This is a genomic window from Streptomyces camponoticapitis (genome assembly GCF_014646115.1).
Taxonomy (GTDB): domain Bacteria; phylum Actinomycetota; class Actinomycetes; order Streptomycetales; family Streptomycetaceae; genus Streptomyces; species Streptomyces camponoticapitis.
Map to the genome: position 1 here is coordinate 118,112 of NZ_BMMV01000016.1, position 12,573 is coordinate 130,684.

A 12,573-nucleotide genomic window follows, 5' to 3' on the forward strand; every position below is an offset into this window, starting at 1 on the left:
AACCCCTACACCCCGCACCGCTCGTCGTCGCCCTCGCGTGGATCGCCAACTTCTACACCGCGTACATGGCGACGCTCGGCGCGGCGCTCGTGCTCTGCGTCCAACTCCTGCTCGCCGACGGGCCGGTGCGCGACCGGCTGGGCGTCGTGCTGCGCGGCACGGTCACCGTGCTGCTCGGGATCGGGCTCGCCGCGCCCGTGCTGCTGCCGGTGGTGATGGGGACCGGGCACGCGTATCCGGGCTGGACGACGGAGTTCGAACCGGCGGGCTGGAGCGAGGTGTTCGCCCGGACGCTCCCCGCGACGTACGACTTCTTCACGCCCGCGGTCTTCCTGGGCGGCGGCGCCCTGCTGCTCGCCGCCGTACTGCCGTTCAACCGGGCCGTGCCCCGGCGCGAGCGGCTGGCCTGGGCCGGGCTCGCGGGCGGGGTCGCGCTGTCCTTGCAGTGGGGTCCGACGCATCTGCTGTGGCACGCCTTCGCGACGCCCAACGGCAGCCCCTACCGGCAGACGTTCGTGCTGTCCGGGCTGCTGGTGATCGCTGCCTGGCAGTGCCTGGCGTACGGCTGGCCGGGCCGCCGCCCGGTGCTCGCCGGCACCGGCGTGCTGGTCGCGGTCGGGGCGTTCGCCGCCACCGACGCGCTGACCGGCCGGCGCGCCCTCGCGCTCTTCGCGTGCGGGCTCGCCGCGGCCGTCGCCGGGCTGCTGGTGGTACGGCCGGGCCGGCGCCGGTACGCCGCGCCCGCCGCGCTCCTGCTGGTAGGCGGGCTCGTGGGGCAGGCGGCGGCGACCACCGCGTACGCCGACCGGGCCCGGCTCGACCGGCTCGACCACTACCCGGCGTGGGACGCGGCGCACGAGGAGCGCGCCGAGGCGATCGCCGGCGTGAACGGGTGGCCGCGCTACCGCACCGACCCCGGGCGTACGCAGATCACCGCGAACGATCCGATGCTGCTCGGCGGGCAGGGCTCCTCCTACTACAGCAGTCACACGCCCGACGTGCTCACACGTACGCTCGGCGCGCTCGGCGCCGGCTGGACGTCGAACGGGCGGGCGGTGCAGAGCCTGGACAACCCGGTCGTGGACGCCGTGTTCGCGGTCGGCGCGCGCTTCCGTACGGAGAAGGGCGCCCCGCCGAAGCTGAGCCGGGCCGAGGTGCCGCCGCTGGTGACCGTACGGCCGCCGGAGAACACGCCCGCGCGGTACGGGCCTTCGCCCTTCCGCAACCAGGAGACGCTGCTCGGCTCGCGCGTCTACTCCGAGCCCGTCGCCGGGTCCTGCCCGGCCGGCCGTGAGGTCTTCCTCTGGGCGCCCGACTACTTCGGCACCGCCCGGCTCGGCGACTCCCCGCCCGTCGACCTGCGCGGCGACAAGCCCCGCTGGCGCGCGGCCGTGACCTCGCTCGGGATCGCCGAACGCGCCGGTGAGCGCGTCACGTTCGACCGCGGGGTACCGGGCAGCCGGACGGTGGCCTGTCTGGACCGTGCCCGCCTGGACGCCGCCGTGGACCGGATGAAGAAGACCGGCGCCGTCTCCGTGCGGGTCACCGACCACGGCGTAAAGGCCCAACTGCCGCCCGGCAGCAAGGGAACGGCCGTCGTCGCCGCGCCCCGGATCGCCGGCTGGAGCTGCGCCGGGAAGCCCGCCGGGTCGTCCCTGGGCCTGGTGGCCGTCCCGCTGGCCCCGGACGGCACGACCACCTCGGTCGACTGCTCGTTCCGGCCGCCGGGGCTGCGCTCGGGCGCCGCCCTGGGAGGCGCGTCGCTGCTCGTGCTGCTGGGCATCGCCGTGCTCTCCGTACGGAGGCGGCGCCGCGAACGGCGGAGCCGGGCGGAGCTACCTGCCCCGGGTGGTGCCCCGGAACTGCTGCCTGCGGTCGAGCCCGCGCCGTAGCTCGACGGGGAGCGGGTGGTAGGGGCCGTACGCCCGCTCCGCGTCGTAGAGCAGATGCCGCAACTGCTGGTGCGCCCCCGAGTGGTCGCCGACCGCCAGCAGCAGATTCCCGATGCGGTGCCTGATGTCGAAGACACGTGACTGGTCGGCGCCCGGCTGTGCGGCGCTTTCGTAGAAGGACAGCAGGGAGCGGTACTTGTTGAGCGCCGCGTGCGCCTCGCCGAGCTGTTCGAGGCACTGCGCGGCGTCGTAGCCGTACTGGAGCGTCTGCGGGTCGCCGGGACCCGCCTCGGCCGCGCGGTCGTCGGCGAGGCGGCGCAGCTCGGGCAGGGCGCGGCGGTACTGGCCGTCGTCCATCAGCGTCGTCGCGTACTGCTTGCGCAGGATGCGTACGACCGGTGAGCGTTCGCCGTGCTCGGCCGCGGCGGCGGGCAGGATTCCGCCGAGGATGTCCACGGCCTGGGTGATGCTGCCCTCGCCGAGGAGACGCTTGGCCTCGTCGACTGCGGCGGCGATGTCCGGGCGCCGGGCGGGCACGTGCTCCGGCCTCGGCGGTACGGGCGCGGGCGGCGGCGCGGTCGCGCGGTCGGGCCAGGGCGCGAGCGGGCGCAGGAAGGGGCGGGCCGGGCCGAGCGATCCGCCGGCGCCCGTGGAGCCGGGAGCGCCGATCACCCCGCGCGTCGGGAGCAGCGGGGCGAGCGCCTCGTACACCTCCTGCGCTCCGGCGGGGCGGTGCTGCGGGTCCTTGGCGAGCAGCCGCAGGACGAGCGCCTCCAGCGCCTCGGGGATGTCCGGGCGGATCCGGCGGACGGGTACGGGCGGCTCGTACAGATGCCGGTGCAGCACACCGAGTGCGGTCGTGCCGGGGAACGGCACGCTGCCGCTGAGGAGTTCGTGCAGGACCACGCCGAGGGCGTAGAGGTCGGTGTACGGGCCGACGGCGCCGCCCATCACCTGTTCGGGGGCCATGTAGGCGGGGCTGCCGATGACCGATCCGGTGTGGGTGAGGCGGGTGGTGTCGGTGTCGATGACGGAGGCCACGCCGAGGTCGAGCACGAGGACCGTGCCGTCGGGCTTGACCATGACATTCCGCGGTTTGAGGTCGCGGTGCACGATGGGCACCGCGTGCACGGCGGCGAGAGCCGCGCACAGCTGGGCGGCGACCGAGGCGGCCCACTGCCACGGGTAGGGCGCGTGCTCGGTGAGGTGCGCGGCGAGGTCGGTGCCTTCGACGTACTGCATGACCAGATAGAGCTCGTCGCCGTCGCTTCCCGCGTCGTGGACGGTGACCAGACCGGGGTGGTCCACCTGGGCGGTGACCCGGCATTCGCGGACGAACCGGCGGCGCATGTCCTCGGCGGCGGTTTCGGCGGCCATCCTGTCGGGGCGCAGCAGTTTGACGGCGACGCGGCGGCCGAGGCGCTGGTCGTACGCCGTCCAGACCTGGCCCATGCCGCCCTGGCCGATGAGCGAGGCCATCTCGTAACGGTCCGCGACGACGCGGGCGTTCACCGTCTGTCGCCCTCGCCGCTGTCACGGCGCAGGAGATCGCTCAGCTCGTCCAGCTCGGCGCGCACCTGGTCGATCCGGGGCGGCGGGGTGGAGGGGTTGGGCTGTGCGGGGACGGGGGTCGCGGGGCCGGGCCGCGCGTACGGCGGCTGCTGGTGCTGCTGGAGCTGGGGCGGCTGTTGCGGTCCGCCGTGCTGCTGCGGTCCGCCCATCGGCCGGGTCTGACCCCCGTATCCGTAACCGGAGTTGGCGGGCGGCGGCTGGTACGGCGGCGCCATGTGCGGCGGGTAGTAGCCCGCATACGGCGCCGGACGGCCCCGGTAGTGCCTGAAGTCCGCGAACAGGTAGTAGGCGATGGCGGCGGCACCGGTCGAGATCATGCCGATCATGCCGATGTTGCCCTCGCGGCTGCTGAAGTCGTCGGTGTTGTCCTGGGCGAGATAGACGATCCACAGGATGTTGAGGGCCACGTTCCCCACGAACAGCCACCAGTTCAGGACCGAGCGGGTCACGATCGCCACCCGCAGCGTCGTCGCCCAGGCGAGGAAGCCGCAGGTCATGAACGGCAGCGCCACGAAGATCACTCGCATGAGGGCGAGCATCCCGGGCGTCGGTGTGGCACTCGGCGGAGGCTGCGCTATTCCGGGGCCGTGCATGCTGCTCCTGACAGGCCGGTGGGGACGTCGGCGAAAGCGTATCGAGGGTATACAGCGGCACGGCCCGCCGAAGCCCGTCGCGTGAATCCCCCTGCCCCCGCACCTGGCCCCATCGCTCAGATCCGGTGGCGCACCCACACGTTGGGTTCGACGTACACACCGTATCCGCGGGTGGCCTCGCAGTGCACGGGCACGAGCGCTCCGGGTACGTCGACCGGTCCGTCGTTGTCGAACGGGAGTCCCGTCCATTCGCGCCACTGGCCGACCGATCCGCCGATGGTCATGGAGGCGGGCGCCACCGACTCGATGACGCCGCCCGCGCGGACATGGACACGGAGCCAGGGGTCGTACGGCAGTCCGTCCTCGTCCCGTACACGGCGGGCGTACTCGCCCATGTCGGCGTGCGGCTCCAGGTGCTTGGCGCTGGGCCGTACAGGGGCGATCAGTTCGGAGAAGCCCCGGCTCGCGGCGTTCTCGCGCATGGCCGTCAGCATCTGGCCGGACAGGCCCTGCCCCTGCCGGTCGGTGGCGATGGTGATCTCGATGGCGCTGACGGTGTCGGGCTTCCTGCCGCGCCGCAGATCGGAGAACGCCCACAGGAGCGCCTGGTCCCACCCGGTGGGCGGCAGGCTCTCGCGCCCCTCGGTGTGCAGTTCGAAGGGGACGCTGAAGGCGCGGGCCACGACGGTCCCCTCCTCGTCCGTGCCGACGAGCACGTACTCGGGCAGCTCGCCGACGATCCGCCCGATGTTCGCCCAGCCCACGGGGTCGTGAAGCATGAACTCGGGCCAGGTGTCGAGCATCCGCCACATCGGTCCTACGAGCTCGGGACGTTCGGCGAGAGTGGTGACGGTCAGCTTCATGCGCGCAGGTTAACGGCGTAAGGCCCCCCGGCCCCACAGGTTTTGTGCGCCCCCGCGGGAAGGGGGTGCGCTCAGCCCGCGCACTGGGCCTCCATCACGCGTTTGTCCGGGGCGGTCACCGGCATCTCGTACTTGAGCGCCACCTGCGCGAACCGCACCACGTACGCGCAGCGGACACCTCTGCTGGGCGGCAGCCAGGAGGCCGGGCCGGAGTCGCCCTTGCCGCTGTTCGTGGGGCCGTCCACCGGCAGCAGGTTCAGCGGATCGTTCGCCAGCCGCTCGCGCTTGCTCTCGTTCCAGCGGGCCGCGCCCAGCTGCCAGCTGTAGGAGAGGGGCACCAGATGGTCTATCTGGACGGCCGTCGCCTGCTGCTTCTTCCAGGCGATGTCCTTGCCGGTGTACGGGTCGTGCAGCGTCATCGAGACGATCACGCAGTCGGAGCCGGACCGGAACTCGACCTGCTCGCCGTCGCGTTTCAGCAGGTCGTTACGGGTGTCGCAGCCGTTGCGGGCGAACGGGACGCCCTCGGCGGAGTCCATCCACGCGTAGCCGAACTCGTCCCGGTCGTAGCCGGTCTTCGGCCCGCGCCCCTTCACCTCCAGCGTTCCGATCAGCTCGCGGGCCGCCGCCAGGTCCGCGTCCTTCGTGAGGGGCGCGAGACCGGGCGCGGTGCCGTCGGCGTTCTTGAGCGGGCTGGTCGACCGCCCGTCCGGGGCGCTGCCGTCGACCTCGCCGGAACCGGCGGAACCGGAACCGGCGGAACCGGCGGAATCGATGGCGTCGCACCCCGCCAGCAGCGAGCCGGCGAGGACGACAGCGAGCAGCGGGCCCAGGGGACGGGGACGACGGGCGGAGCGCGGGGGTGTACGTCTGGCGAGGGTCACGACCCCAGGATGGTCGCCAGGAACTCCCCCGTCCACGACAGCAGTTCGCGTCCGACCACCGGCTTGCCCCCGATCCTGCCCGCCGTCGGCCGCGGCACCAGGATCTGATGGGCCGTCGGCTTGATCACCGTACGGGGATGGAGGCGCTTGAGCCGCAGCTCCTGCGACTCCCTCAACTCCACCGGCGCGAAGCGGATGTTGGGCCCCTGGAGAACGATCTCGCCGACCCCGCAGGCGCGCGCCAGCATCCGCAGCCCCGCCACCAGCAGCAGGTTCTCGACCGGTTCGGGGAGCTTGCCGTAACGGTCGGTCAGTTCCTCCCGTACGGCGGCGATGTCGGCCTCCGAGTTGGCGGAGGCGATCGCGCGGTACGCCTGGAGGCGCAGCCGCTCGCCGGGCGCGTAGTCGTGCGGGACGTGCGCGTCGACCGGCAGCTCGATCTTGACCTCCAGCGGCGGCTCCTCCTGCACCGTGCCGTCGACCGCCGCGCGGTAGTCGGCGACCGCCTCGCCCACCATGCGTACGTACAGGTCGAAGCCGACGCCCGCGATGTGCCCGGACTGCTCGCCGCCGAGCAGATTGCCCGCGCCGCGGATCTCCAGGTCCTTCATCGCGACGTACATGCCCGCGCCCATCTCGGTGTGCTGGGCGATCGTCGCGAGGCGTTCGTGCGCGGTCTCGGTCAGCGGCTTCTCCGGCGGGTAGAGGAAGTACGCGTAGCCGCGCTCGCGGCCGCGGCCCACCCGGCCGCGCAGCTGGTGGAGCTGCGAGAGGCCGAAGTTGTCGCCGCGTTCCACCACGAGGGTGTTGGCGTTGGCGATGTCGATGCCGGACTCCACGATCGTGGTGGAGACGAGGACGTCGAACTTCTTCTCCCAGAAGTCCACCACGACCTGTTCCAGGGCCTGTTCGGACATCTGGCCGTGCGCGGTCGCGATACGTGCCTCGGGGACGATCTGGCGCAGCCGGGCCGTGGCGCGGTCGATCGACTCGACGCGGTTGTGGATGTAGAAGACCTGGCCCTCGCGCAGCAGTTCACGCCGGATGGCCGCGCCGATCTGCTTCTCCTCGTACGGGCCGACGAAGGTCAGCACCGGGTGCCGCTCCTCGGGCGGGGTGGTGATGGTCGACATCTCGCGGATGCCGGTCACCGCCATCTCCAGCGTGCGCGGGATCGGCGTCGCGGACATGGTCAGCACGTCGACGTTGGCGCGGAGCTTCTTCAGCTGCTCCTTGTGCTCGACGCCGAAGCGCTGCTCCTCGTCCACGATGACCAGGCCGAGATCCTTGAACTTCGTCTCGGAGGAGAAGAGGCGGTGCGTGCCGATGACGATGTCGACCGACCCCTCCCGCAGCCCTTCGAGGGTCGCCTTCGCCTCGGTGTCGCTCTGGAAGCGGGACAGCGCCTTCACGACGACGGGGAACTGCGCGTACCGCTCGGAGAAGGTGCCGAAGTGCTGCTGCACCAGCAGTGTCGTGGGGACGAGGACGGCGACCTGCTTGCCGTCCTGGACGGCCTTGAAGGCGGCGCGTACGGCGATCTCCGTCTTGCCGTAGCCGACGTCGCCGCAGACCAGCCGGTCCATCGGGACCGTCTTCTCCATGTCCTCCTTGACCTCGGCGATGGTGGAGAGCTGGTCGGGCGTCTCCACGTACGGGAACGCGTCCTCCAGCTCCCGCTGCCAGGGCGTGTCCGCGCCGAAGGCGTGGCCGGGCGCCGCCATCCGGGCCGAGTAGAGCTTGATCAGGTCGGCGGCGATCTCCTTGACGGCCTTCTTGGCGCGCTGCTTGGTCTTCGTCCAGTCGGCGCCGCCGAGGCGGTGCAGGGTGGGGGCCTCGCCGCCGACGTACTTGGTGACCTGTTCGAGCTGGTCGGTGGGGATGTAGAGGCGGTCGCCGGGCTGGCCGCGCTTGGCGGGGGCGTACTCGACGAGCAGGTACTCGCGGGTCGCGCCCTGCACGGTGCGCTGGACCATCTCGACGTACCGGCCGACGCCGTGCTGCTCGTGGACGATGTAGTCGCCCGCCTCCAGGGTGAGCGGGTCGATCGTCTTGCGGCGCTTGGTCGGCATCCTCACGCCGTCCTTGCCCGCCGCCTTCTGGCCGGACAGGTCGGTCTCGGTGAGGACGGCGAGCCCCAGCGCCGCGTCCACGAAGCCGTAGTCGATCGAGCCGCACGCCACGTGCACGAGGGCCGGGGAGATCTCGGCGAGGCCCTGGCCGCCGCGTGCCTCGGGGGTGTCGAGCCGGGCGGGGATGCCCTCGCCGCCGAGCACCTCGACCGTACGGGAGGCGGTGCCGTGGCCCTCCGTTACATAGACGGTGCGCCAGCCGTCGGCGAGCCAGCCCTTGGTGTCGGCGAGGGCGCGGGCGGTGTCGCCGCGGTAGGTCTCGGGCGCGCGCATGCCCAGCTTGAGGGTGTCCTCCGACAGCTCCTCGTCGGCGGCGAACGGCGCCACCGACCACCACATCATCCCCAGCTCGCGGGCCCGGTCCCGGACGTCCGCGATGCCCCAGAGCGAGGCCGCGCCGACGTCGATGGGCGCCTCGCCGCCGCCGGCTCCCGCGGCCCAGGACGCCTGGAGGAATTCCTGGCTGGTGGCGACGAGGTCGGCGGCCCGGGTGCGGACCCGCTCGGGGTCGCAGACCAGCGCCATCGAGCCTTCGGGCAGGACGTCGAGCAGCAGCTCCATGTCGTCGACGAGGACCGGTGCCAGGGCCTCCATGCCCTCCACCGCGATGCCCTCGGAGATCTTGCCGAGCATCTCGCTCAGCTCGGGGTGCACCTCGGCGAGCGCGGCGGCCCGCTCCCGCACCTCGGGGGTGAGCAGCAGCTCACGGCAGGGCGGCGCCCACAGTCCGTGTTCGGCGACTTCGAGTGACCGCTGGTCGGCGACCTTGAAGTAGCGGATCTCCTCGATGTCGTCGCCCCAGAACTCCACCCGCAGGGGGTGCTCCTCGGTGGGCGGGAAGACATCCAGGATGCCGCCCCGGACGGCGAACTCACCGCGCTTCTCGACCAGTTCGACCCGGGCGTACGCGGCGGCGGACAGCGCCTCGGTCACCTCGTTCAGATCGGCGGTGCCACCGCTGGTCAGCGAGACCGGCTCCAGGTCGCCGAGTCCCTTGACCTGCGGCTGGAGCACGGAGCGGATGGGCGCGACGACAACGCTGACCGGTCCGGCGCCCGGATCGTCGGTGCGGGGGTGCGCGAGCCGGCGCAGCACGGCGAGCCGGCGGCCGACGGTGTCGCTGCGGGGCGACAGGCGCTCGTGCGGCAGCGTCTCCCAGGAGGGGAACTCCGCGACGGAGTCGGCGGGCAGCAGGGACCGCAGCGCGGCCGCGAGGTCCTCGGCCTCCCGGCCGGTCGCGGTGACGGCGAGCACGGTACGGCGCGCGTCGCGCGCGAGCGCGGCGACCGCGAAGGGGCGGGCCGCGGGCGGACCGACCAGATCGACGTGCGAGCGGTGCCCGTCGGCGGCGGCGCCGACCGCTTCGGCGAGCGCCGGGTCTCGTACAACGGCGTCGAGCAGACCGTGCAGGCTCATGAAGGGGTTTCCGTCCGGATCCAGGGGTGTGGCGGGGGGCTGATGAACCGACGCGAGGCGTGTCACCTCAACGCGAAGGGCCCGACACGTCTCACGGGCCGGGGGCTCCCAGCGTACGACCCCGGACGGACAGCCGCCGCGCGGGAGGGGACGGGGGCCGCCCGGGCGGCCCCGACGGCCACCGGGACGGCCTTGACGTCACTCTGCGCGACCGGGTGGTCGCGGACTTCGCCGACCGCGCCCCGGTAGGCGAAATTCCAGTCATCGGAAGCCCATCGTCCGCCGGCACACGCGGGTTACCGCCGTTCACGCCATGTACTACACGGATCCCATCGGGGAGACTGCCGAAGACCGGACACAGGGCGATCCGCGTGCGTCCGCGAGCCCGGTTCGCAACCCGGCGCGCCGGGCGCACAGGCCCCGCGTCACACCGGGTTCACCGATGTCCACCGCGCAGTTCCCCGCGGGATCAGTTACAGAACCATGGGGTTGCCTTTACTCTCCCCAGCGTCCCTCCGAGCTGCACCGACACCCCCACCCCAACCCTCGGCGTGAACCGATCAAGTAGCGGAGGCCAAGTCTTGGGCGACAACGAGATGTCCGTCTTCGGCGTCACTCCGACCGAGGAAGAGATCTACCGCCACTTTCTTCGCAATCCGGACACCTCGGCGGACGACATCCATCTGCTGGTGCACACCGAACAGGACGAGGCCAGGCGCAGCCTCGACCGGCTGCGGGAGTTGGGCCTGCTCCACCCCGACAGCGATCAGCACCGGGTCTCGCCCGCCGACCCCGGCGTGGCGCTGGCGCGGCTGACCGACGCGCGGCTCAACGCGCTCCACGAGGAGCTGCGGCTGGTGATGCAGGCGCGTGATCTGGTGGAGGGCCTACGCGCGGAGCAGGGCTCACGGATGCCCCCGGTGCAGGGCATCGAGCAGCTGGAGGGCCTGACGGAGATACGGAACCGGATCGACGACCTCGCCTTCTTCGCGCGCGACGAGATCCTGTCCGTGGAGCCGTACACGAAGCTCTCGCCGGAGAACATCGAACGGTCCCGCCCGCTGGACCTGCGATGTCTGCGGCGCGGGGTGCGCATCCGCAATGTGGTGCACACCGCCGCGCTGGACGACCTGCCGACCTATGAGTACCTGCGCGAGCTGGTTGGACGCGGGGCGCAGATCCGGGTCGCGGAGAACATCACCGAGCGGATCCTGGTGTACGACGGCCGTACGGCCCTGGTGCCGGTCGATCCGCAGAACACCGCGCGCGGCGCGCTGCTGGCGCACAAGAGCGGGCTCGTCGCCAACATCATCGCCCTGTTCGAGAAGATCTGGGCGCAGGCGGAGGATCTGCTGGCCGTCGAGGAGGAGACCGCCGGCGCGGTGGGCGGGCTCAGCGGAATGGAGCAGCAGGTGCTGATCTCGATGTGCACGGCGGGCAAGGACGAGGCGGGCGCCCGGGACCTGGGGATCTCCGTCCGTACGTATCGAAGACACGTGGCCGACCTGCTCCAGGCCCTCGGCGCCGCCAGCCGCGCGCAGGCCGCGCTGCTGGCCCGCGAACGGGGCTGGATCTGAGGGCGAGTCGGCGGGCCGGTGGCCGCGCCAACAATTGACGGGGCGTCAGACAGCTTTCAGCGCTGTTCCGTCCAGCCCCGCAGCGCCGTGTCCGCCAGGACCTCCCGGACTCTGCGGCGGATGTCGGTGTCGCTCGTCCCGCGCTCCCGCTCGATCCAGAGCCGCACCCGGTCCCCCGCGACCTCGGGAACGCATCTCCAGTGCGGCGGCAGCAGCCCGACCAGGCGGACGGCCGTCGTCTCGGCGGACGGGGCCGTGCTGTCCTCGCGGACCGTCACCACCTCCACGTACCGGGGGACGTCCTCGACGTCCGTGAACCCGTGCCACTGGGCCGTCATCGTCACCGTGTCTCCTTGAACAGCTGCCTGGCGGCGGTCGCCATGGCCGCGATACCGGCCGGCAGGGCGGTCCTCGCGTCGGGGGCGAACTCCGCCGAGTGGTTGGGCGGTACCGGCCGGCCGCCCGAGCGTGCGGCGCGCCACTGGCTCGGGGACGCCGTACCGACCATCCAGTATGCCGTCCGCACGCCGCCGACGGCGAAGCGGGGGAAGTCCTCGGTCGCCATCGAGCCCGGCCAGTCCACCACCCGGTGCGGGCCGAACTCCCGCTCGTGGGCCGCTCGTACGCTCGCCGTCACCGCCGGGTCGGGCAGCAGCGCGGGTGCCCGGGAGACGAGCGTGATGTCGGGGTCCCTGGGGCAGCCGGATGCCGCGCACTCCGCCCGTACGATCCGTTCCGCCGCCGACAGGGCCCGCTCCAGGGCGTGGTCGGTGGCCGCGCGGACGGTGACGCTCAACTCGGCGGAGTCCGGGACGACGTTGCCGCGTCGGCCCGCGCGCAGGGAACCGACGGTCAGGACGACCTGGTCGGACGGCGCGGTCTCGCGGGAGACGACCGTCTGGAGGCGCATGACGGTCGCGGCGGCGGTCACGACGGGATCGACGGTCAGCTGCGGGGTGCCGGCGTGGCCGCCGTAGCCGTGGACGACGACCTCCAGCGCGGCGCTCGCCGCCATCATCGGGCCCCGGCCGTGCGCGAGGATCCCGGCGGGCATGGGCGCGGTGTGCTGGGCGAGGACCACGTCGGGGACGCCGAACCGTTCGTAGAGACCGTCGGCGAGCATCGCCTCCGCTCCTTCGAGGGTCTCCTCGGCGGGCTGCCCGACGACCAGGACGGTGCCGCTCCAGCTGTCCCGCTCCCGCGCGAGCAGGGCGAACGCGCCCGCCGCCGAGGCGAGATGGAGGTCGTGGCCGCAGGCGTGCATGGTGCCGGGGACGGTGCTCGCGTACGCCAGGCCGGTGCGTTCGCCGACGGGCAGGGCGTCCAGCTCGGCGCGGAGCATGAGGGCGGGGCCCGCGCCGTTGCGCAGGACGCCGACGACGCCGTGGCCGCCGACGCCCCGGGTGACGCTCGCGCCGTCGCCCTCCAGCCGGGCGGCGAGGCGCCCGGCGGTCCGGACCTCGGCGCCGGACAGCTCGGGGTGGGCGTGCAGTTCGAGATAGAGCCCGAGGGCGTCCCGCAGGGTGTCGCGCGGTACGGCGGCGGGGCCGGCGGCCGGGCGCAGGGGGGAGACCGGGGACGGGGGGTCGGCCGCGGGCGTGGCCGCTCGGGGTGTGTCGTCGTTCAGCGCGTCGATCATGCGCC

9 protein-coding genes are annotated in these 12,573 nt (G+C 72.8%); 2 read left to right on the plus strand and 7 right to left on the minus strand.

The genetic code is table 11. From position 1 onward, the window contains the following. The first annotated feature begins 65 nt into the window (after positions 1 to 65). Positions 66 to 1,892: a YfhO family protein gene (locus tag IEY79_RS23460; protein WP_189109542.1), complete on the plus strand. Its 1,827-nt coding sequence runs from the start codon at positions 66 to 68 to the stop codon at positions 1,890 to 1,892. On the opposite strand, the gene IEY79_RS23465 is transcribed toward IEY79_RS23460, so the two are convergent. The 5 genes from IEY79_RS23465 to mfd all read right to left on the minus strand — a co-directional run bounded on the left by IEY79_RS23465 (position 1,836) and on the right by mfd (position 9,352). Continuing rightward, on the minus strand, positions 1,836 to 3,404 hold the full coding sequence (locus tag IEY79_RS23465; RefSeq protein WP_308426685.1) for a serine/threonine-protein kinase: 1,569 nt from the start codon (positions 3,402 to 3,404) through the stop codon (positions 1,836 to 1,838). The two genes, IEY79_RS23460 and IEY79_RS23465, sit on opposite strands and share 57 nt — an antisense overlap. Next, positions 3,401 to 3,991 (minus strand): hypothetical protein, encoded by a 591-nt coding sequence (locus IEY79_RS23470; RefSeq protein WP_229701065.1) that lies wholly within the window; start codon positions 3,989 to 3,991, stop codon positions 3,401 to 3,403. The genes IEY79_RS23465 and IEY79_RS23470 overlap by 4 nt, the downstream gene beginning before the upstream one ends. 182 nt (positions 3,992 to 4,173) lie before the next feature. Next, complete coding sequence (locus IEY79_RS23475; RefSeq protein ID WP_189109544.1) at positions 4,174 to 4,920, minus strand: N-acetyltransferase; 747 nt, start codon at positions 4,918 to 4,920, stop codon at positions 4,174 to 4,176. 71 nt (positions 4,921 to 4,991) lie between these two features. Then, positions 4,992 to 5,804: an HNH endonuclease family protein gene (locus tag IEY79_RS23480; RefSeq protein WP_373292603.1), complete on the minus strand. Its 813-nt coding sequence runs from the start codon at positions 5,802 to 5,804 to the stop codon at positions 4,992 to 4,994. Continuing rightward, positions 5,801 to 9,352, minus strand: coding sequence for a transcription-repair coupling factor (gene mfd / locus IEY79_RS23485; protein WP_189109545.1), 3,552 nt, complete (start codon positions 9,350 to 9,352; stop codon positions 5,801 to 5,803). Before mfd ends, IEY79_RS23480 begins: the two co-directional genes overlap by 4 nt. A 596-nt stretch (positions 9,353 to 9,948) precedes the next feature. Between mfd and IEY79_RS23490 the strand changes: the two genes are divergently transcribed. Beyond that, complete coding sequence (locus IEY79_RS23490) at positions 9,949 to 10,929, plus strand: helix-turn-helix domain-containing protein (protein ID WP_189109618.1); 981 nt, start codon at positions 9,949 to 9,951, stop codon at positions 10,927 to 10,929. A 56-nt stretch (positions 10,930 to 10,985) separates the two neighbouring features. On the opposite strand, the gene IEY79_RS23495 is transcribed toward IEY79_RS23490, so the two are convergent. Together IEY79_RS23495 and IEY79_RS23500 are read right to left on the minus strand one after the other, a co-directional pair. Then, the gene (locus IEY79_RS23495; RefSeq protein ID WP_189109619.1) at positions 10,986 to 11,267 is read right to left on the minus strand and encodes a hypothetical protein; all 282 of its coding nucleotides are present in this window, start codon (positions 11,265 to 11,267) and stop codon (positions 10,986 to 10,988) included. Between the two features lie 2 nt (positions 11,268 to 11,269). Next, on the minus strand, positions 11,270 to 12,568 hold the full coding sequence (locus tag IEY79_RS23500) for an amidohydrolase (RefSeq protein ID WP_189109546.1): 1,299 nt from the start codon (positions 12,566 to 12,568) through the stop codon (positions 11,270 to 11,272). Positions 12,569 to 12,573 lie beyond the last annotated feature (5 nt).